The 18,029-nt window shown below is 43.2% G+C and carries 17 protein-coding genes; 15 read left to right on the forward strand and 2 right to left on the reverse strand.

Going from position 1 to position 18,029, the window contains the following annotated elements:
* The first annotated feature begins 72 nt into the window (after positions 1 to 72).
* The 6 genes from Q1A18_RS04990 to Q1A18_RS05015 all read left to right on the forward strand — a co-directional run bounded on the left by Q1A18_RS04990 (position 73) and on the right by Q1A18_RS05015 (position 6,038).
* Positions 73 to 1,245, forward strand: a complete 1,173-nt coding sequence (locus Q1A18_RS04990) for a hypothetical protein (RefSeq protein ID WP_299577826.1) — start codon at positions 73 to 75, stop codon at positions 1,243 to 1,245.
* A gap of 2 nt (positions 1,246 to 1,247) precedes the next feature.
* Positions 1,248 to 2,597, forward strand: a complete 1,350-nt coding sequence (locus Q1A18_RS04995; RefSeq protein WP_299577827.1) for a sodium:solute symporter family protein — start codon at positions 1,248 to 1,250, stop codon at positions 2,595 to 2,597.
* Positions 2,598 to 2,902: 305 nt separating this feature from the next.
* On the forward strand, positions 2,903 to 3,619 hold the full coding sequence (dapB, locus tag Q1A18_RS05000) for a 4-hydroxy-tetrahydrodipicolinate reductase (RefSeq protein WP_299577828.1): 717 nt from the start codon (positions 2,903 to 2,905) through the stop codon (positions 3,617 to 3,619).
* Between the two features lie 15 nt (positions 3,620 to 3,634).
* Positions 3,635 to 4,975, forward strand: a complete 1,341-nt coding sequence (gene lepB, locus Q1A18_RS05005) for a signal peptidase I (RefSeq protein ID WP_299577829.1) — start codon at positions 3,635 to 3,637, stop codon at positions 4,973 to 4,975.
* An 83-nt stretch (positions 4,976 to 5,058) separates the two neighbouring features.
* Positions 5,059 to 5,388: a LapA family protein gene (locus tag Q1A18_RS05010; RefSeq protein ID WP_299577830.1), complete on the forward strand. Its 330-nt coding sequence runs from the start codon at positions 5,059 to 5,061 to the stop codon at positions 5,386 to 5,388.
* Between the two features lie 5 nt (positions 5,389 to 5,393).
* The gene (locus tag Q1A18_RS05015) at positions 5,394 to 6,038 is read left to right on the forward strand and encodes a WbqC family protein (RefSeq protein ID WP_299577831.1); all 645 of its coding nucleotides are present in this window, start codon (positions 5,394 to 5,396) and stop codon (positions 6,036 to 6,038) included.
* Here Q1A18_RS05015 and Q1A18_RS05020 read toward each other — a convergent pair.
* Together Q1A18_RS05020 and Q1A18_RS05025 are read right to left on the reverse strand one after the other, a co-directional pair.
* Positions 6,026 to 6,463, reverse strand: coding sequence for an NUDIX hydrolase (locus Q1A18_RS05020; RefSeq protein WP_299577832.1), 438 nt, complete (start codon positions 6,461 to 6,463; stop codon positions 6,026 to 6,028). The two genes, Q1A18_RS05015 and Q1A18_RS05020, sit on opposite strands and share 13 nt — an antisense overlap.
* A 51-nt stretch (positions 6,464 to 6,514) precedes the next feature.
* Positions 6,515 to 7,321, reverse strand: a complete 807-nt coding sequence (locus Q1A18_RS05025) for a C40 family peptidase (RefSeq protein ID WP_299577833.1) — start codon at positions 7,319 to 7,321, stop codon at positions 6,515 to 6,517.
* 163 nt (positions 7,322 to 7,484) lie between these two features.
* On the opposite strand from Q1A18_RS05025, the gene Q1A18_RS05030 reads away from it, so the two are divergent.
* The 9 genes from Q1A18_RS05030 to Q1A18_RS05060 all read left to right on the forward strand — a co-directional run bounded on the left by Q1A18_RS05030 (position 7,485) and on the right by Q1A18_RS05060 (position 18,020).
* Positions 7,485 to 9,551, forward strand: a complete 2,067-nt coding sequence (locus Q1A18_RS05030; RefSeq protein ID WP_299577834.1) for an HDIG domain-containing metalloprotein — start codon at positions 7,485 to 7,487, stop codon at positions 9,549 to 9,551.
* A gap of 32 nt (positions 9,552 to 9,583) precedes the next feature.
* Positions 9,584 to 9,958: a sigma-70 family RNA polymerase sigma factor gene (locus Q1A18_RS05035; RefSeq protein ID WP_299577835.1), complete on the forward strand. Its 375-nt coding sequence runs from the start codon at positions 9,584 to 9,586 to the stop codon at positions 9,956 to 9,958.
* A 12-nt stretch (positions 9,959 to 9,970) separates the two neighbouring features.
* Positions 9,971 to 10,177: a sigma factor-like helix-turn-helix DNA-binding protein gene (locus Q1A18_RS19095; RefSeq protein WP_363322877.1), complete on the forward strand. Its 207-nt coding sequence runs from the start codon at positions 9,971 to 9,973 to the stop codon at positions 10,175 to 10,177.
* Between the two features lie 123 nt (positions 10,178 to 10,300).
* The gene (locus tag Q1A18_RS19100) at positions 10,301 to 10,426 is read left to right on the forward strand and encodes a RagB/SusD family nutrient uptake outer membrane protein (RefSeq protein WP_363322874.1); all 126 of its coding nucleotides are present in this window, start codon (positions 10,301 to 10,303) and stop codon (positions 10,424 to 10,426) included.
* 89 nt (positions 10,427 to 10,515) lie between these two features.
* The gene (locus tag Q1A18_RS05040; RefSeq protein WP_299577836.1) at positions 10,516 to 12,228 is read left to right on the forward strand and encodes an FAD-dependent oxidoreductase; all 1,713 of its coding nucleotides are present in this window, start codon (positions 10,516 to 10,518) and stop codon (positions 12,226 to 12,228) included.
* A gap of 118 nt (positions 12,229 to 12,346) precedes the next feature.
* Positions 12,347 to 13,999 (forward strand): FAD-dependent oxidoreductase, encoded by a 1,653-nt coding sequence (locus Q1A18_RS05045; protein WP_299577837.1) that lies wholly within the window; start codon positions 12,347 to 12,349, stop codon positions 13,997 to 13,999.
* Positions 14,000 to 14,129: 130 nt separating this feature from the next.
* Entirely contained in the window at positions 14,130 to 15,584 is a 1,455-nt protein-coding gene (locus tag Q1A18_RS05050; protein ID WP_299577838.1) for a carbon starvation protein A, read from the forward strand.
* 72 nt (positions 15,585 to 15,656) lie between these two features.
* On the forward strand, positions 15,657 to 16,328 hold the full coding sequence (locus Q1A18_RS05055) for a DUF1080 domain-containing protein (RefSeq protein ID WP_299577839.1): 672 nt from the start codon (positions 15,657 to 15,659) through the stop codon (positions 16,326 to 16,328).
* A 501-nt stretch (positions 16,329 to 16,829) separates the two neighbouring features.
* Positions 16,830 to 18,020: a hypothetical protein gene (locus Q1A18_RS05060; protein WP_299577840.1), complete on the forward strand. Its 1,191-nt coding sequence runs from the start codon at positions 16,830 to 16,832 to the stop codon at positions 18,018 to 18,020.
* Positions 18,021 to 18,029: the final 9 nt, after the last annotated feature.

Below are 18,029 nucleotides of genomic sequence, written 5' to 3' on the forward strand. Positions count from 1 at the left end.
GATATATTTCAGGTATATTTGCTGATCCAAAACGGGTTTTATAACAGTTATAACTTAGCTATAACACCACCAATGACAACCAACAGACCTCTCATAAACAAATACTTAAAAAAGATCACCAGCAGCAGACATTTTGTGAAGTCGAAGATCAGCTGTGACTTACTAAATTACCTGACTGAAGCTACGCTGGAGGGTAAAAATCCGAAGGAATTTACCATTGGTGTTGAACTTTTTGGCAAAAAGTACGACGATAATGACAAGCAGGATTCCAACATCCGTGTTTACATTCATAATGTTCGCAAAAAACTAAAAGACTATTACGCCCATGAGGGTAGCAAGGATTCTCTGATCTTTGTAGTCGAAAAAGGAAAATACCGGGTTCGTTTTGACTCGCGAAAAGACCACCGTAAACCCGTCAAGTATGTTTTTCTGACCCCTTTCCTGATTTGCCTGACGGCATTGATTGTCCTGAGTTACTTCTTTATGAAACAAAAAGGGCAAAACACCAATCCGTGGAAGGAACTTCCGATTTGGCAAACCTTTGCTGAAAACGAAAAGCCAACCTTGCTGGTATTGGGCGACTACTTTGTTTTTTCAGGCCAGCTACCCACCGGAAATGTTGGCGTTTATCGTGATTTCAGCATCAACTCCGAAGTTGAATTTGAACATCTTTTGGATAAAAATCCGGACTTGGTTTTTAGCCTGTCCAAATCGCACCTGACCTACTTATCAAAAATGGCCGCCTTTTGCCAAAGCCACATCTACAAGGTTTTTGCGCAAACGGATGCCTCCATTCAGGTCAAGCTTTCATCGGATTTACAGCCTGATGATTTGAAAAATAACAACATTATTTTTGTAGGTAACTATAAAAACATGGGCTTATTCGAAAACATTATAAACGACATCAACTTCTCGTTTGGTGTTGGCAGCACGACGAAACAGTTTATTTTTTCCAGTGATCCCTGTGCTGAGATTTACCAGCCCAACAACAGCAGCAGCAAGGAGAAGGATTATGCCCTGGTTATCAACACCGAAGGTTATGCCGGCAACCGCTTACTGCTTTTTCTTTCCACCCAGGATATCGGCAATATTTCGGTGGTTGACCAGCTGACTGACCCGGATTATTTGGGACAACTGGTGGCTGAAAAGCCAGAACACGTTGATCCGGAAAACTTTAAAGCCCTTTACCAGGTAGAAGGCATTAATAAAACAGATTTGTCGTTTGAATTAATTCGAATGGAATAACTATGAAAGTGGCCATCCTCATTATCTATTTCGCTTTTATTATCGGCTTAGGCATTTATTCCTGGCTCAAAATCAAACAACCTACCGATTACTTCATTGCCGGGAAACGCTCCGGATTCTGGCAGGTATCCGGAAGCTTGCTGGCTACTGTTCTTGGAGGATCGGCTATTTTAGGCACCGTCAACCTGACCAAGGATCAAAGCTGGGCCGCTGCCTGGTATTTAGTGGCAGCCTCCTTGGGGCTGTGGCTTTTGGTGCCTTTGGTAGGCAAAGTCAACCGGCTGGGTAAATACACGCTCACCAACCTGGTTGGGCAGTTTTATGGCGAAACCGCCCGAAAAACGGCCTCAGTCATCATCCCCATCGCCTGGGTTGGAATTGTAGCTGCACAAATCATTGCATCGGCCAAAATACTGTTTAGCTTTTTCAACCTGCCCTACGAAACCGGGGTATTGCTTTCTGGTACTGTTTTTATCTTATACACCTTGATTGGCGGACAAATCTCCATCATTAAAACCGACCTGTTCCAATCGTTCATCATTCTTTTTGGTGTTATCCTAACTGCTTTCCTTTTATGGAATGCGCCCGAACAGGTTCCGGCCTTTAGTCAATCCTTTCCTTTCAACCCTCAATTTTCTCCAATTGACCTGCTGATTTTAGTCCTGACTTTTTCCAGCACGTTTGTCGTTGGCCCCGACATTTATTCACGTGTTTTCTGTGCCAAAGATGAAAAAACAGCGCGAAAAAGCGTTCGGATTGTTGCCGCCGTCTTGCTTCCATTTGCTTTCATTCTTGCGTATATCGGGGTCTTCGCATTCAGTCACCTCCCCAAAGGACAGCTGGAAGAGTCGGCAGCCTTGATTGAAATCATTAACTTGTATTTGCCCGACTGGATTGCCGGCGTGATGGCGGCAGCCCTATTGTCAGCCGTCCTTTCATCGGCCGATACCACCTTGCTTACTTCTTCCATGATTTTAAGCGAACTGATTCACCCTGACATCAACAACGCGCGCTCTCTGAAAAACACACGCTTTTTCATCTTGCTTTGTGGCATCATCAGTATCCTGCTGGCCCTCAAGGTTACTTCCATCATTGGTACCTTGCTATTGGCGCTGGCCTTTTATTCAGGGGCTTTTATTGTTCCCCTGGTTGCGGCGCTCACCAATCTTAAAGTTAACAAGCGGCTCAGTATCTGGGCCATGATTATTGGCGGCCTTGTTGCGCTAAGCGGAAAACTGGCCATTGGGTTCTGGGAAAATAACTATGGAAACTGGATTATCATATCAGCCTTTGCCGTAAACGCCCTTATTTTGGCTATTCCTGAGAACAAGCAAATTTCCGCTAATAAGTAAGTTTTTTTGCCGGCTGCTGCTCAAAAGCTTAAACCATTATTTCATCTTGCAATTGGGCTTGTTTCTCCCTTCAATTCTGATTGTTTGACGAAAATTGTTTTATCCAGCCGGTGAGAATTATACATTTATCGTGTAATTTATATCTTTGTATGCTTTCAAAATATGGCGGGGTAAAAGCCTGACGATTTTAATCATCTTAAAAAACACCCCGGCTACACAATGAAAACAAAGCACATTCAAAGCTTACAAAGCACCAGAAGATCAAACTGTTTTGAAGTTATTTTGACAACAAAAAATACAGACAAATGAAAATTGCATTAATTGGTTACGGAAGAATGGGTAAAGCGATTGAAGCCATTGCCAAAGAGCGTGGACACGAAATTGTTTTAACCATTGATATGGACAACCAAGACGAGCTCACGGTAGAAAATCTAAAAAAAGCTGATGCCGCGATTGAATTTACCATTCCGGCTTCGGCGCTCAATAATTATAAAACTTGTTTTGCCAGTGGAATTCCCGTTGTTAGCGGAACAACAGGCTGGCTGGACAAAAAAGCCGAAGTGCTGGAAGAAATGAAAAAGCAGGACGGAACCTTCTTTTATGCTTCTAACTTCAGCCTTGGGGTTAACTTGTTTTTTGCCCTGAACAAGAAGTTGGCTGAACTCATGAAAAACCGTACTGAATACGATGTTAGTATGGAAGAAGTTCACCATACAAAAAAACTGGATGCTCCAAGCGGAACTGCCATTACTCTGGCTGAAGACCTGTTTGAAGCCTATCCTGGAAAAGACAGCTGGACCCTGGACGCTCCTCAATCGGCTAATGAATTGCATATTGAAGCCATTCGGGAAGGTGACGTTCCTGGAATTCACCGGGTGAAATATGAATCCGAGATTGACTATATTGAAATTGAGCACAGTGCGAAAAGCCGGCATGGTTTTGCCTTAGGGGCCGTGTTAGCTGCCGAATTCAGTGTCGGCAAGAAAGGGCTGGTCAGCATGAATGATCTTTTAAACCTCTAACATACCTAAAAACTGATGAGAGAAATTTTAACGAACAAATGGTTCAAGTTCATCGTGGTTGCCCTGCTTTACAGTCTCTGGGTGATTTGGATGACAAGCTACTGGTGGCTTATAGGCCTGGTGATTATTTTTGATATATACATCACCAAAAAGGTACATTGGGCCTTTTGGAAAAAGAAAAACCCGCCTGACGGGAAACAAACAAAAGTGGTTGAATGGGTTGATGCCATCATTTTTGCAGTGATAGCTGCCACTTTTATCCGCATGTTTTTTATTGAAGCTTACACCATCCCAACTTCATCCATGGAAAAATCGATGCTTGTTGGCGATTTCCTTTTTGTAAGTAAAACATCGTACGGGCCCAAACTGCCCAATACGCCCCTCTCGTTTCCGTTTGTGCATCACACCATGCCGCTTTCAAAAACGAAAAAATCCTACGTTGAATGGATTCAGAATCCATACAAGCGTATGGCAGGATTTGGCGATGTAAAGAACAACGACGTTGTTGTTTTCAACTTTCCGCATGGCGATACAGTGGCGCTAAACATGCCTACTCAGGATTATTACCAACTGATACGCAGCTATGGTCGCGACCGGATTTGGAATGATGAGCGTACGTTTGGGAAAATCATCAGCCGACCAGTAGACAAGCGTGAAAATTACATCAAACGCTGTGTTGGAATTCCTGGCGATGTATTGGAACTGAAAGAGGGTGAGTTGTATGTAAATGGCAAACCTCAAACCGATTTCCCCGGCGTGCAATACGATTACATCATTACCACAAACGGAACTCCGATTAATCCACGGGTACTTGAGGATATTGGCATTTCCAAAGCCGACCAACAGGTTTTTTCCGGTTCGCAATACCTTTATCCTTTAACGGATGAATACCTTGAGAAACTGGAAAAACTAAACAACATAACTTCCATTAAACGGGTAAATATGCCTGCAGGCAACTGGGACCAGAATATTTTCCCGCACAGTGCCAACTTCAAGTGGAATGTGGACAATTTTGGGCCACTGACCATTCCCCAAAAAGGAGCAACGGTTAACCTGACCATCGAAAACCTGCCCCTTTACGAACGGATTATTGGTCTGTATGAAAATCACGACCTCAGCGTAAAAGACAGTACCATTTACATTGACGGCGTAGCCACAGACAACTATACGTTTGAAATGGATTACTACTGGATGATGGGCGACAACCGACACAATTCGGCAGATTCCCGCTACTGGGGATTTGTTCCTGAAGATCACGTTGTTGGAAAAGCTGTTTTCATCTGGCTTTCGCTGGACAAGGAAAAGAGTTTGCCAGGAAGTATTCGCTGGAAAAGACTATTTTCGTTTGTACATTAAACAAAACGTTTAGGACTAAAAAAGGATAGTGAAGATTTGCTTCATTATCCTTTTTTTTCGTAATTTCCCTCAAAACAAAGCATATGTCTGCAGGAATTATTTTTTTATTGATACTAGCTTTATTGCTGGTCATTTTCACCTTACAGAATCCAACAACCATCGATCTGCATGTCTTTTTCTGGAATGTACAGGAGGTTTCTTTGGTACTGGCACTAATCGTTTGTTTAATACTGGGGGTTGTTCTGGCCTTTCTGCTCAGCTATCCTAAAATATGGAAGCTGAAAAGCCAACTGAAAGAAAAACAAAAAAGAATCAAGGAACTGGAGCAAAATGTGTCAGCACCGGCCGAAAAACCGCACATTGAAGGCATTGAGATGACCGACGATAACAACGAAAGTTTCTTTAAGGAGTAAGGGGAATGATAACACCTGATATTTTACTAAGCACAGCGTATTTTCCACCTGTGCAGTACCTTTCTAAATTGATAGCGCATCCAACCATTTGGATTGAAACAGCTGAAAACTTTACCAAGCAAACCTATCGGAATCGGACTGTGATTTTAGCTGCGAATGGACCGGAATCATTGATCTTTCCGGTTGAAAAAGGACGAAGCCGAAAGCAGTTGATTAAAGATATTCGGATTTCGTACGACACCAATTGGCAGCATATCCATTGGCAAGCTATTGTTTCGGCTTACCAGTCGTCGCCATTTTTTGAAGTGCTTCAGGATGATTTTCGACCCTTTTTTGAAAAGCAATATGACTTTCTGCTCGATTTTAACCAGGAGATTCTTAAAACTGTACTCGATATTCTGGAGTTGAATCCAAACCTAAAACTAACGGAAGATTTTGAGGAAGTGCCAGACAACTACCTGAATTTCCGGGAAGGCATTCACCCTAAACCACAAAAGGCCCTTCCCGACCCGCAATTTAAGGCGCAAACCTACACCCAGGTTTTTGATGACAAATTTGGGTTTACACCCAACCTTAGCTGTTTAGACTTGCTTTTTAACTGTGGATCAGAAAGCTACGAAGTGTTGCTCAAAAGTATTCAGACCGACTGACCCAGTAAGCGCAAAAAGTCGAGAATAATATCAGCATGATCAAAAGCCAGTTCCGGCAATTGATCCAGCTTAAACCAGGCGGCTTCGGCAGCATCATCGCCGCCTTTAACCTCGGCATCAGGCTCTACAAATCCATAAAAAATAACAGAAAGCGTACGTCCTCTCGGATCGCGATCTACCCGATCGTATACCCGGAATTGCTCCAAAAGCCCCACCTCCAGGCCAGTTTCTTCCTTCAGCTCCCGCTTACAGGCATCCGCCAGCAATTCATCCATTTCCACAAAACCGCCCGGTAAAGCCCAGTGGTTTCGATACGGATCGATTGCCCGACGAACAAGTAAAATTTCTGCGGTTTTCTTTTTCAGAATAAGTGCATCAGTAGTAACTGATGGCCTCGGGTATTTGTAAGTATAACTTGCTGTCATTTTTTATGAAATTGGTCAAGACCAAGCTGTCCATCGACAGGCCTTGATTGGTTAGTCAATTATCCGTTTCATTACGCGCATTTTGTGCGAATAGCGCTTGGTCTCTACGTTGAAGATGCCAAACTGGTCTACATTATCAATCCGGACTTTCCCGGAAGAGTGAATGATTTTGTTCTTTTCCCAGATAATTCCCACATGAATAATGTTGCCTTCTTCGTCATCAAAAAACGCCAAATCGCCAGGCAGAGCTTCTTCCACAAACGAAAAAGCCGTTCCACAATGAACTTGCTGACTGGCATCGCGGGGCAACTGGATGCCGGCTTGTTTGTAAATTATCTGAATCAAGCCGGAGCAATCAATTCCAAAAGGCGAACGCCCGCCCCATAAATAAGGCACATTAAAATACATTAAGGCTTGCTGAATGATCAACTTTCGCTCATCAGCTGGTTGTTGATACATGAATTTTCCATTCATCTGATAAACATCCCGATTAATCGAAAATTCTTTTTTGTAGGGCCGCCAGCAGGGCAAAGTACTACCTGCCACAATCATCATGTTTTGTTCGCCCTCTGTTGGAATGAGGTTGAAAATGTCAGTGCAAATAGCAAAAGGAGAGTTAATTACCTTCAGGTAGGCCCGCTCATTTAACTCGGTAATCATTTTTTGGTCAACCCATCCTTCATAGCCATCATAGCCCATGGTAATCCGACACCAGCCCATAAATTGTTCATGTACTTCAAAATGTTCCCCAAACAATACCTGGCTGGTCATTTCACTTCGTTCGGAGGGGTCTTTGCGCAAGGGTATGATACTTAGTCCGGAAATTCCGTAATTCATTTGTTTTTTATTACTTTTCATACCAACATGTTACCTGCCAATCCGAAGTGTACCGGACTCTTTGTGGAGGAGAAATATTTTCTCATGGCAAGTTTCATGAAAGAAATTACTAATTTTAAGAGTTCAAATATAACTCTTCAAGACTAGTTTTGGGTAGTCTTTGAAAGCCTTTAAAAAAGTATTTATGAAAAAGTTATTAACGCGCCTGGCCCGCTATTACCACTTTTTTTACATCGCCTTCGTATTTATCGCAACTGTTTTTCTGCTTTATTTAATTATTCCCGGTGAAAGTCGGTTTAAATATGAGTTTCAGAAAAATGCTCCCTGGCGACATGAAACCTTGGTAGCTCCGTTTAACTTTGCGATTTTAAAGGGTGAAGAAGAGGTAAAACTTGAGCAGGACTCCGTTAAACGCCAATACATTCCTTATTTAAAGGTTGATACCCTGCAGGGCATTGCCCAAACAAACAACCTGGCCAAGGTGCTAAAGAATTACCAGGTTGATTCTACCGCAATTCAAAATCTGACCCAATTTTTATCGGACCTTTACCAGACCGGGCTGATTGAACAGGCACCGGCAAATCATCCGGCGCTAACCAATAAACAGGAAGTCATTTTAATTCAGGATAAGGTTGCCACGCGGGTGCCCATCTCCGAACTTTATACGCTAAAATCGGCCTACCAAGGACTGAGCGACACCGTTCGCGCCAGCATTGGTGATCGCTTTGAAACCTTTAATCAGGCTGTTAACCTGAGTGACTTTCTCATTGCGAATGCAACCTATGATGAAGCACTAAATACCAGCGAACTACAAAAACAACTGAATGAAGTTTCCATCACACAAGGCATGGTTCAAACCGGTGAACGAATTATTTTTAAAGGAGATATTGTTACGCCTGACAAATTTGTGATTCTGGATTCATTGAAGAAGACCTACGAAACCAAGCGCGGACAAAATATTGAACGCTACCTTTTAATAATTGGAAAGGTAATCCTGATTATTTCCTGCTTGCTGGTTCTTATTTTCTATCTCTACCATTTCAGGCCCGAGATCTTTAATCAGAAACGACGCCTGAGTTTTATTCTTGTCATGATCGTACTGATGGTTTTCACTTCGCGTTTTGTGAACGACCGCGATTTTATTGACTTGTATCTAGTTCCTTTGGCTATTCTACCAATCCTACTACGCATTTTCTTCGATTCGCGGACGGCCATTTTCGCCCTGCTGGTAACCTCGCTCCTGATCGGTTATTTCGCCCCCAATAATTTCGAGTATATTTTCTTGAATCAAGTTGCCGGCATTATTGCTGTTTTTAGTTTGGATAAACTGCATCGCCGATCACATTTGATCCTCACTGCCATCTGGGTGTTTTTCAGCTATGCTGTGGTTTTCTTGGCTCTTAGCATGATTCAGGAAGGCAATATTGAGTCTATCCCCTGGCAAGAATTGCAGTGGTTTGGCGGCAATGCACTACTTATTTTATTAGCTTATCCGTTGATTTACATTTTTGAAAAGTTATTTGGCTTTGTATCGGATGTAACACTTATGGAGCTTTCAGACACCAATCAGCCTTTGTTGCGTAAACTGGCCCAGGAAGCTCCGGGAACCTTTCAGCATTCCATGCAAATTGCTAATCTGGCTGAAGAAGTGATTTTACGAATTGGCGGAAATCCGTTTCTGGTTCGCGCTGGTGCGTTGTACCATGACATTGGGAAAACCAACCAACCTGCCTTTTTTGTTGAGAATCAGGTGGCAGGAATGAGTCCGCACAGTGGTCTTGACAATAAAGAGAGTGCCAAAATTATTATCGATCATGTTACCCATGGGGTGAAAATTGCCCGCCGTCATAAGCTTCCTGAAATGATTATTGATTTTATCAGTAGTCATCATGGCACCACACAAGCCAAGTATTTTTATACCACGTATAAGAACGATCACCCTGACGAAGATGTTGACCCACGCGAGTTTACTTACCCAGGTCCACCGCCCAAAAGTAAAGAAACCAGCGTGGTTATGCTTACCGATGGTATTGAAGCAGCAGCAAGGGCCTTAAAGGAAAAAACACAGGACAACCTTCGCGAGTTAATTGAGAAAATGGTTAAGGATAAACTTGAGGCTGGTCAGCTGGAAAACGCTGATTTAACCTTACGAGATATTCGTATTTTTAAAGATACAATTCTTGAAAAATTGATGAACATTTACCATGTTCGTATTGAATATCCGGAAGAAAAAACTCCGAACAAAAAGTAATTCAACCAAACACACTTTTCCAACTCCTAAACTTGAAAGAGCTGCATGAACATACTGAAAAAGAACTGTTATACGAACTAAAAAATGGCAGTGCTAAAGCTTTTGATACTTTATTTAATACCTACGGCAAACGACTCTACTTTTTTGCGTTGGGCTATTTAAAGTCCGAGATGGAGGCCGAAGAAGTGGTACAGGAAGTCTTTTACAAAATCTGGAAGAAGCGTGAATTGATTAACCCGGAGCTTTCCTTCAAAGCCTATATCTTCAAAATTGCCTTCAACCACATTCGCGAGCTTTTCCAGAAACTCAATTTGCAACGCGCCTATCAGCACGAAATCATCAATCAAGCAAGCGGATTCAGTAATCGGCTGGATGAGCAAACCAACTACCAATCCTTACTGAACTAATTCAATCAAATTATCAATCAACTACCTCCTCGGCAAAAAGAGAGTTTTATCCGAAAGCGTCAACAAGAACAATCCATTAAGAAAATTGCCGCTGATTTAGAGCTATCGCCCAAAACGGTTGAAAATCATCTGACACAGGCCTTAAAAAAAATTCGGGAAGCCCTTGAAAATCGAAACATTGGAGGAGAACTCTATTATCTCTTATTCATAAAAAACTAATAAACAGACATATCTGTTTATTTCATTTTTTTACAGGCCAACTAGGGGATCAGCCTGAGTTATCCCTATTACTTATACAGCAAAGCCAACAATACCTGTCGGTTTTCTTAAGCTGGGAAAACAATGAAAAAAATAGGGGTTGTCGAGTTACGCTTTTTCAATAAAAACAGAGATTATCTCTGGCCAATTCCTTATATTGAATTAGATACGAATACCGCAATGGAGCAAAACCCCGGTTACGGGAATTAACTTAACAGTTCTAATCATTGCGACTTCTGTAAAATAGATGTCGCAATTTTAACAACCTTTACATAAATGTCTAACTAAATTTTTCAATCATGAATCCAGGAAAAAAAATATTCCACTTTTTAATCATTTTCATCTTATTCGCCTCCTTATCAGGAAATAGTTTTGCAAAAAAACGGAGCTATGACATCGTCATCTACGGAGGGACTTCGGCTGGAGTATCGGCTGCCATCCAAAGTTCCAGGATGGGAAAATCAGTTCTGCTGATTGAACCGACCAACCGAATTGGAGGCCTAACCACAGGAGGCTTGGGCGCGACTGACATCGGCAACAAACAAGTGATTGGTGGCATCTCTCGCGAGTTCTATCAAAACATCAAAGAGTATTATTCGGAACCGGCAAACTGGAGATGGCAACGTGCTGAAGATTATGAACAAGCACGAAACAAAAAGAATGAAGATGCCATGTGGACCTTTGAACCTTCTGCTGCTATAAAAGTATACCACGAAATGCTCAAGTCAGAAAAGGTAGATATCGTCTACAACCAGCGACTAAATCGTGAAACTGGTGTCAAGAAAGAAGGCACCAGGATTGTGGCTATTGAAATGGAAAACGGAGCTAGCTACAAAGCGCAAATGTTTATTGATGCAACCTACGAGGGCGATTTAATGGCTGCAGCTGGTGTTAACTACACCTACGGACGCGAATCGAACAAACAGTATGGTGAAACTCTAAACGGAGTGCAGGCAAATAACTTCAATGTAACACTAAGAGGAACAGTATCTATAAACTCTAGACATCACAACTTCATCAGCCGCGTTGATCCCTACATCGTAAAAGGCGATCCTTCAAGCGGACTTCTTCCCTTTATAAACGAAGGCGGGCCAGGCGTTGAAGGAGATGCAGACAAAGGCATACAGGCATATTGCTTTCGCATGACCCTGACAGATCATCCTGAAAACAGAATCCCTTTCAAAAAACCAGAAGGATATGATGAATTGGAGTATGAGTTGCTCTTCCGGAACTATGAAGCTGCTGATGGGCCAATCGAAGAAATGTATTCCTATGGCGATCCCTTGGTTCCGTGGATCAACTCTCAAATGCCCAATCGAAAAACAGATACCAATAATCAGAAAGGTTTTTCAACTGACTTTATTGGACAAAACTACGATTATCCGGAAGCCTCCTACGCTGAACGCGAAAAGATTGTAGAACGTCACCGAAGCTACCAGCAGGGGCTTATGTGGACTTTGGCTTATCATCCACGCATCCCCAAAAAAGTACGCGATGCGGTATCGCAATGGGGAACCTGTAAAGATGAGTACGAGCGTGAAGACGGCTGGCAACAGCAACTTTACGTGCGCGAAGCCCGTCGCATGATTAGTGACTACATTATGACTCAGCACAACTGTGAGGGTTTTGAAACAGCTGAAGATGCTATTGGAATGGCAGCCTACGGTATGGATTCACATCAAGTACAACGTTACGTTGATGCCAATGGCTATGTTCAAAACGAAGGTAATGTTGAAGCTCATGGCTTTAAGCCCTACCCAATCAGTTACCGTAGCATTGTTCCTTCGCAAAACGAGTGCTCTAACCTCGTGGTTCCTGTTTGTGTCAGCTCAACCCACATTGCTTTTGGCTCCATCCGCATGGAACCTGTTTTTATGGTGTTAGGACAATCGGCAGCAACAGCAGCCTCCCTGGCAATCGATGCGAATTGCGCTATTCAGCAGGTGAATTACACTGACCTGAAAGCAAAACTACTAAGCGACAAGCAAGTGCTTCAGCACGTCAGCAAATAACGCTCAAATAGCAGGGGATAGCTCCCCTGCTCTATTCAATTAGATACCAACGACCACATACTTATTCACTTTTCCGCATTAACCACACAACCAACATCAACCTCAAACAAATCATGAAATGAAATATGCATTACTTACATTCTTATCATCCGCCCTTCTTTGGAGTTGCCAACCAAAGCAATCAACGGCTCCAGTTTATGAAGCCGATGTGATCATCTATGGAGGTACTTCGGCAGCAGTCATTGCCGCAGTCGAAGTCAGCCAATCCGGCAAGTCTGTCTTAATCATTTCTCCCGACACCCACTTAGGCGGATTAACTTCAGGAGGTTTGGGCTATACCGATACGGGCAACAAATCAGTCATTGGAGGACTTGCGCGTCAATTTTATCACAAAGTTTGGCTCCACTATAACGACTCCGCAGCCTGGGTTTGGCAAAAGCATTCGGAGTATGGAAACAAAGGACAAGGCACGGTAGCCATGGATGGAGAAAACCGCACGATGTGGATTTTTGAACCTCATGTAGCAGAACAAGTATTTGAAGATTTTGTCAAAGAAAACAACTTAACCGTCTATCGGGATGAATGGCTTGACCGGGAAAATGGCGTAAACAAAGACGGCCAGCAAATCATCAGCTTTAAAACCTTATCCGGGAAAACGTTTCAAGGGAAAATGTTTATTGATGCCACCTACGAAGGCGATCTGATAGCTGAATCCGGAGTGAGTTATCATGTTGGCCGCGAAAGCAAAGACACTTACAACGAGCAATGGAACGGCGTTCAAACAGGAGTCTTACACCACCAGCACTGGTTTAAAGCCAACATTTCGCCCTACAAAATTCCGGATGATCCAAACAGTGGCGTGCTTCCCCGCATTTCAACAGAGCCGCCCGGAGAATATGGAGCGGGTGATGATAAAATCCAAGCCTACTGTTTTAGAATGTGTATGACGAACCATGACGAAAACCGCCTCCCTTTTCCTAAACCAGACAACTACGATCCAAGCCAATATGAACTGCTCCTGCGTGTTTTTGAAACGGGGCGTAAGGATTGGTTCAACAAGTTCGATCCCATTCCAAACAAAAAAACCGACACCAACAACCACGGTCCTTTTAGCAGCGATAATATTGGTATGAACTATGATTATCCGGAAGGAAGCTACGAGCGTCGCCGTGAAATCATCCAGGAACACAAAGACTACCAAATGGGCTTACTATGGTTTGTTGCTAATGATCCTCGCGTCCCTGAAGCAATACGGACAGAAATGGCAAGCTGGGGATTGGCTAAAGATGAATTCACAGACAACGACAACTGGCCACATCAGCTTTATATTCGGGAAGCCCGCCGGATGATTGGAGAATATGTAACCACCGAGAATGACGTGCTCCTAAAACGAGAAGTCCCCAAGCCTGTAGGGATGGGCTCTTACGCCATGGATTCGCACAATGTGCAGCGGTACATTACACCGGAAGGCTTTGTTCAAAACGAAGGCGACATTGGCGTTCATCCTCCAGGTCCCTACTCCATTGCCTACGGCTCACTTACTCCCAAGTATGAAGAGTGCACCAACTTGTTGGTTCCGGTTTGTGTGTCTTCCAGCCACATTGCTTTTGGCTCCATCCGTATGGAACCGGTCTTTATGATCCTGGGACAGTCGGCTGCAGTCGCTGCCGTAATGGCTATCGACGGAAACCACGCAGTCCAAGAAGTTCCTTACGCCGAATTAGAAAAACGATTGCTTGCGAAGAAACAGGTATTAACAAAAGCTCCTTAATCCTGCATGGAGTATTGCTGCTTCATAGGTTTCGAAACTCCTTGTTAAAACAGGATGGACAGCAGATGAGGCAGCAATATTTTTGCTAATTTTGGCAGTTGATAATACAAGAACCTAACTAACAATTTCTATGATTACCTTTTTTATCTCCTTGGCAGTCCTGCTCATTGGCTATTTCTTTTATTCCAAACTAATTGAACGAATTGCAGGTATTGATCCGCAACGGAAAACGCCTGCATACACCATGAATGATGGTGTTGATTACATGCCGCTTCCCTGGTGGCGAATATTCCTGATTCAATTTTTGAACATTGCCGGACTTGGGCCCATCTTTGGAGCTGTTGCCGGGGCCATGTGGGGACCTGTTGCGTTCATCTGGATTGTGTTAGGTTCTGTTTTCGCCGGAGCCGTTCATGATTATTTTTCAGGCATGCTTTCGATCAAACACAAAGGATTAAGCATTACCGAAATTGTTGGCATCTACATGGGAAAAGGCACCAAGCAATTCATGCGCATGTTTACAGTCTTCCTCATGATAATTGTAGGTGCTGTTTTCATTATGGGACCAGCTAAGATTCTGGCGGATATCACCCCCGACATCGCAACCATGACCTTCTGGGTATGGGTGGTCTTTGCCTATTACTTGCTAGCCACCATGCTGCCCATCGATAAAGTCATTGGACGGATCTATCCCGTATTTGGTTTTGCCTTGGTTTTCATGGCTGTTGGACTCATTATTGCACTTTTTGTCAAAGGATATCATATACCGGAACTCAATACAGCCAACCTTCAAAACTTTCATGTTAAGGCCGATGATTTCCCCATTTTCCCAATGCTGTTTATTACCATTGCATGTGGTGCAATATCCGGCTTTCACGCAACACAGTCTCCCTTAATGGCTCGCTGTGTCACTAATGAAAAATACGGACGCCGCGTATTTTACGGCGCCATGATTACCGAAGGGGTTGTCGCTTTAATCTGGGCAGCTATCAGCATGAGTTTCTTTGGAGGTATTAGGGAACTGAATGAAGTTATGACCGCAAATCAAGGCAATGCTGCTTTTATCGTCAATGAAATATCCAATTCTCTTTTAGGCACCTTGGGAGGTCTGCTAGCCCTCTTAGGGGTTGTTGCTGCTCCGATTACATCAGGTGACACAGCTTTTCGAAGCGCACGCTTAATTGTTGCCGACTTTATGAATTTCAAACAGGGGCCCATCAAAAACAGACTGCTAGTAAGTGTTCCGCTATTTGCCATTGGTTTTTTGCTTACTCAAATTGATTTCAGCATCATCTGGCGTTACTTTGCCTGGGCTAACCAAACCCTGGCAACGGTTGTTTTGTGGACCATCTCCATCTACCTTTTACAGGAACGCAAATTATACTGGATAACACTGATCCCCGCTATTTTCATGACCGCTGTAATTGTAACCTATTTATTACTTGCTCCTGAAGGTTTTTCGTTATCAAAAACAATTTCATACACCACGGGATTAACTGCAGCTGTTTTGTCTGCCCTTGGATTTTTTATTTACCAAAACAAATACGTTACGCGTGAACTGTCCCGAGTTCGTGTGCGCGACTAGATCATTTTCAGCTGTTTAAAACTGTTGGTTTGAATTATAATCCTTAATTTAGGGATCAAAATAATGAAACGTATGAATACTAAACACCTGATCTTACTTTTTCTCGTTATAGCTTTTGGAGCCTGCAATCAACCCCAGCAACTTTTTAACGGCACTAGCCTGGACGGTTGGCATATGGATGTACCGGCCATGGATACCAACCCCGATACCATTGCTCCATTCATCGTGCGCGATGGCTTGCTGGTTAGTCTTGGCGATCCGCGCGGACACCTGATAAGCGATGACGAATATGCCGATTATCAATTAGACGTTGAATACCGTTTTGCCGGCAAGCCCGGTAATTGTGGCATATTGGTTCATGCATCCACGCCACGGGCCTTGTATGGAATGTTCCCTCAATCGATGGAAGTACAAATGCAGCACGGCGATGCCGGAGATTTTTGGTGCATTGTTGAAGACATTACTGTTCCGGACATGGAAAGTCGAAGGGGCCCCAAAGCAAACTGGGGGATTACGGAAGGAAAAGAACGAAGAATCAAAAACCTGACCGATGATTCGGAACTCCCTTTGGGTGAATGGAACCAAATGACGATCGAGTGCAAGGGAGACAGCATTCGGGTGTGGGTGAACGGCGACTTGGTGAATGAAGGTTACCACTGCACAGCCCAAAAAGGACATTTGGCCATTCAGGCAGAAGGTGCCGAAGTCGAATTCCGTAAATTGACATTACGTTCGCTCAAATAGTCCAAAACGCACATTTCTTTTCTTTTTAAATCAGGCCATGCCGGGTAGTTCCCAAAAAGCGAATTACCTGGCATTGTTATATATGTCCTCGCTGTACGATTTCACCAATCAAAACCGAACTCATCGTAAACCGCTCATATCCTTTAATGAAGCAATATTTCAACAAAAATCCATACCTGCAGAAATATCGTTTCTATAGAACCAATTAACCCCAATCTTAATTTCATATTAAGATTACAAAAGCATTTTTTCGGATAACTCCGCCTAAGGCTTTACAAATCTATTATCACAAACACCTGATCATCCGATCAAAACAAAAGCTTCAAAAAACAAAAAGCTAGTAAAAACAAAGGCTCTGCATAAGAAGATCAACTTGTCCTACCTCCCATTTGGTTTGCTAAACTGCCTATTTTTTATACTTTTGTCGTGCAGAAACAATCCCCAACGAATTCGACTTACAATTATTATAAAAATCAAAAATCATTTTTATTCAAATTAGTTATGGAGATATCATTTAAGTCTGTGATGAAGTTAAGTGCTTTATTATTATGTCTTTTTGCGTTTAGTTTTTCAGGTCAGGCACAAGAAAAAGAATCCTACTTTAAGGTAGGTGGAGCTGTTCGCTTCAACGTGTTTGCCAAAAGCTGGGTTGAAAACAAAACACAACCTGAGTTTACCTGGGACACTTGGCGCTTAAACGTGGATGGTTCAGCAGGAGGTATTGATCTGAGCTTTGAGTATCGGTTCTACCCAACCTTCGGAACACACTTCATCCACCATGGCTACCTGGGCTATGAAATCAACGAAGATTTATACATGAAGTTAGGTGTTAATCAAGTCCCCTTTGGTATTACCAAGTATGCATCACACTCTTGGTGGTTTCAGGGTCAATACTATGTTGGTCTGGAAGATGACTACGACATGGGAATCAAATTTGACTACACGGGGATAGATAAACTTGACCTGAGTTTTGCTTACTACCGTCAGGCTGAGCCCGAAGGCCCAACTGCTGGCGGAGCGGTAACTTACGGAAATTCAGGACCAGGACGTTATTCTTATGACATTATTCCCGGTGCCGGTAGAATTGGTGTGACTGCAGTAGATGCCCACATCCGTGAGTTGAACCAGGTAAACGTGCGTGCAGCCTACCACATCAGCGATCAGGTTGAAGTGGGACTATCCGGACAAGCTGGAGGTATTTACAACAGCGTGCTGGACGAAGCCGAATTAAGTACTGCCTTTGCCGCTCACGTGTTAGCTGGCTGGGGAAAAGGATGGAGCTTCAAAGGAACCTACATCAACTACAACTACGCTGCGAAAGCGGACAACGGCGAGAAACTGGACATCGTTCAAATGGGAGCTTATGGTACCCCTTATGATGTAGCCGCCAAAGCCAATGCCTATGCCGTTGGTATTGCAAAAAGCTTCCCGGTGGACTTTGGACCAATCAACAGCATTCAAGCCCACGTAGACTATACACTTATCGACAAAGTCAATGAAGACTATGCCGACATGCACCACCTGATTCCTGGAATCTTGATTTCTGCCGGACCGCTTTACACGTACATCGACTACGCTATGGGAAAAAACCAACCTTGGTTAACTCCAAACTTTGGAGAAGGTCTGGGAGTTGGCGATGCTGATGCTGAATGGATGAAGCGTCTTAACATCAACTTTGGATATTATTTCTAAAAGAAAAGT

This window comes from uncultured Sunxiuqinia sp. (assembly GCF_947495665.1).
Taxonomy (GTDB): Bacteria; Bacteroidota; Bacteroidia; order Bacteroidales; family Prolixibacteraceae; genus Sunxiuqinia; species Sunxiuqinia rutila.

What these genes read in the sequence shown, in the direction of transcription:
- Q1A18_RS04990 (WP_299577826.1), top strand. Translation starts at nt 73, where the DNA reads ATGACAACCAACAGACCTCTCATAAACAAATACTTAAAAAAGATCACC.
- Q1A18_RS04995 (WP_299577827.1), top strand. Translation starts at nt 1,248, where the DNA reads ATGAAAGTGGCCATCCTCATTATCTATTTCGCTTTTATTATCGGCTTA.
- dapB (WP_299577828.1), top strand. Translation starts at nt 2,903, where the DNA reads ATGAAAATTGCATTAATTGGTTACGGAAGAATGGGTAAAGCGATTGAA.
- lepB (WP_299577829.1), top strand. Translation starts at nt 3,635, where the DNA reads ATGAGAGAAATTTTAACGAACAAATGGTTCAAGTTCATCGTGGTTGCC.
- Q1A18_RS05010 (WP_299577830.1), top strand. Translation starts at nt 5,059, where the DNA reads ATGTCTGCAGGAATTATTTTTTTATTGATACTAGCTTTATTGCTGGTC.
- Q1A18_RS05015 (WP_299577831.1), top strand. Translation starts at nt 5,394, where the DNA reads ATGATAACACCTGATATTTTACTAAGCACAGCGTATTTTCCACCTGTG.
- Q1A18_RS05020 (WP_299577832.1), bottom strand. Translation starts at nt 6,463, where the DNA reads ATGACAGCAAGTTATACTTACAAATACCCGAGGCCATCAGTTACTACT.
- Q1A18_RS05025 (WP_299577833.1), bottom strand. Translation starts at nt 7,321, where the DNA reads ATGAAAAGTAATAAAAAACAAATGAATTACGGAATTTCCGGACTAAGT.
- Q1A18_RS05030 (WP_299577834.1), top strand. Translation starts at nt 7,485, where the DNA reads ATGAAAAAGTTATTAACGCGCCTGGCCCGCTATTACCACTTTTTTTAC.
- Q1A18_RS19100 (WP_363322874.1), top strand. Translation starts at nt 10,301, where the DNA reads ATGAAAAAAATAGGGGTTGTCGAGTTACGCTTTTTCAATAAAAACAGA.
- Q1A18_RS05040 (WP_299577836.1), top strand. Translation starts at nt 10,516, where the DNA reads ATGAATCCAGGAAAAAAAATATTCCACTTTTTAATCATTTTCATCTTA.
- Q1A18_RS05045 (WP_299577837.1), top strand. Translation starts at nt 12,347, where the DNA reads ATGAAATATGCATTACTTACATTCTTATCATCCGCCCTTCTTTGGAGT.
- Q1A18_RS05050 (WP_299577838.1), top strand. Translation starts at nt 14,130, where the DNA reads ATGATTACCTTTTTTATCTCCTTGGCAGTCCTGCTCATTGGCTATTTC.
- Q1A18_RS05055 (WP_299577839.1), top strand. Translation starts at nt 15,657, where the DNA reads ATGAATACTAAACACCTGATCTTACTTTTTCTCGTTATAGCTTTTGGA.
- Q1A18_RS05060 (WP_299577840.1), top strand. Translation starts at nt 16,830, where the DNA reads ATGGAGATATCATTTAAGTCTGTGATGAAGTTAAGTGCTTTATTATTA.